The sequence below is a fragment of the Rhizobacter sp. P1_G5 genome, assembly GCF_056405435.1.
In genome coordinates, this window is sequence record NZ_JBFUCB010000963.1 from 1 (window position 1) to 1,472 (window position 1,472).

A 1,472-nucleotide genomic window follows, 5' to 3' on the forward strand; every position below is an offset into this window, starting at 1 on the left:
CGGCTGTTATCGTCCTCCCCTCAAGACCGATGCGTGGCTCGCACGCTATGCCTGGACCGAACGCATCGGCGAACGCTGGTGGCCGGTGCTCGGCAGCGTCTACCTGCTGGTGGCGGTGAAGCGCGTGCGCGGCATGCGGCTGGTGGGCCTGATCCGCCAGCAGCGCACTGCCGGCCAGCGTGCGGCCACCGTCGCGAGCCACCGCACCCACCAGCGCGCCCATTCATCTTCCGAGACTCCATGACTGAAGCATCGTCCGCCGCCCCGTCCGATCAACCGCAGATCAAGCGCCCGCAGGTCTTGATCTACACCGACGGCGCCTGCAAGGGCAACCCCGGCCCTGGCGGCTGGGGCGCGTGGCTGCGCACCGGCGAGCACGAGAAGGAGATGTTCGGCGGCGAGCGCCAGACCACCAACAACCGCATGGAGCTCACCGGGGTGATCGAGGCGCTCGCGTCGCTGAAGCGCACCTGCGACGTGATCATCTACACCGACAGCGAGTACGTGCGCAAGGGCATCACCGAGTGGATCCACGGCTGGAAGACGCGCGGCTGGAAGACGGCCGACAAGAAGCCGGTGAAGAATGCCGACCTGTGGCAGCGCCTCGACGGGCTGCGCAACCTGCACCACGTCGACTGGCGCTGGGTGAAGGGCCACGCAGGCGATCCGGGCAACGAGCGCGCCGACCAGTTGGCCAACAAGGGCGTCGAGAGCGTGAGGTGAACCTGTAGCCCGGATGCCAATCCGGGACGCGTTCAAACCAGCCCGTCGAACGGCAGTATCTCCACCAGGCTGCCCGCCGCGACATCCCCCTGCCCATGCGGCAGCACCACGAGCCCGTTCGCCTCGCTCATGCTGCGCAGCACCCCCGAGCCCTGCGACCCGGTGATCGCCACCTGCCACGTTCCGTCCACGCCGCGCGAGACGATGCCGCGCTGGTACTCGGTGCGCCCCGGCCGCTTGCGGATCGCCGTCGTGCAGCGCGCCTGCAGCATCGGCAGCGGCTCGACCGCGGCGCCCGACATCGCGAGCAGCGCATCGCGCACGAAGGTGTAGAAGCCCACCATCACCGCGACCGGGTTGCCCGGCAGCCCGAACAGCACCGCCTCGCGGCCCTGGCTCGCGATGCGGCCCACCGCCATCGGCCGCCCCGGCCGCATCGCGATGCGCCAGAACAGCACCTCGCCGAGCCGCGCCATCACCGCGCGCGTGTGATCGGCCTCGCCGACGCTGACGCCGCCCGAGGTGATCACCACGTCGGCGTTCTCCACCGCATGGCGCAGCGTGGCCTCGAGCGCGGCGGGTTCATCGCGCACGATGCCCAGGTCGAGCACCTCGACGCCGAGCCGCTGCAGCATGCCCCACAGCGTGTAGCGGTTGCTGTCGTAGACGCAGCCCTCGTCGAGCGTTTCGCCGATCGAACGCAGCTCGTTGCCGGTGGAGAAGAAGGCGACGCGCGGGCGGCGCCACAC

The 1,472-nt window shown here is 70.1% G+C and carries 2 protein-coding genes and 1 pseudogene; 2 read left to right on the plus strand and 1 reads right to left on the minus strand.

Annotated elements, in window-relative coordinates; all coding sequences use genetic code 11:
* Together AC1D12_RS33175 and rnhA are read left to right on the plus strand one after the other, a co-directional pair.
* Positions 1–244, plus strand: a pseudogene (locus AC1D12_RS33175) (SAM-dependent methyltransferase); the annotation flags it as partial.
* Positions 241–723 carry a ribonuclease HI gene (rnhA, locus tag AC1D12_RS33180; protein ID WP_052213085.1) on the plus strand — a complete coding sequence of 161 codons (483 nt, stop codon included), beginning with the start codon at positions 241–243 and terminating at the stop codon, positions 721–723. The pseudogene AC1D12_RS33175 and the gene rnhA, both read left to right, overlap by 4 nt.
* Before the next feature lie 32 nt (positions 724–755).
* On the opposite strand, the gene AC1D12_RS33185 is transcribed toward rnhA, so the two are convergent.
* Positions 756–1,472, minus strand: a 717-nt coding sequence (locus tag AC1D12_RS33185) for a molybdopterin molybdotransferase MoeA (RefSeq protein WP_477845354.1), incomplete at its 5' end; no start/stop codon positions are given.

Excerpts from the sequence above, each read along its gene's own strand:
- rnhA (WP_052213085.1), top strand. The coding sequence starts at position 241 with ATGACTGAAGCATCGTCCGCCGCCCCGTCCGATCAACCGCAGATCAAG.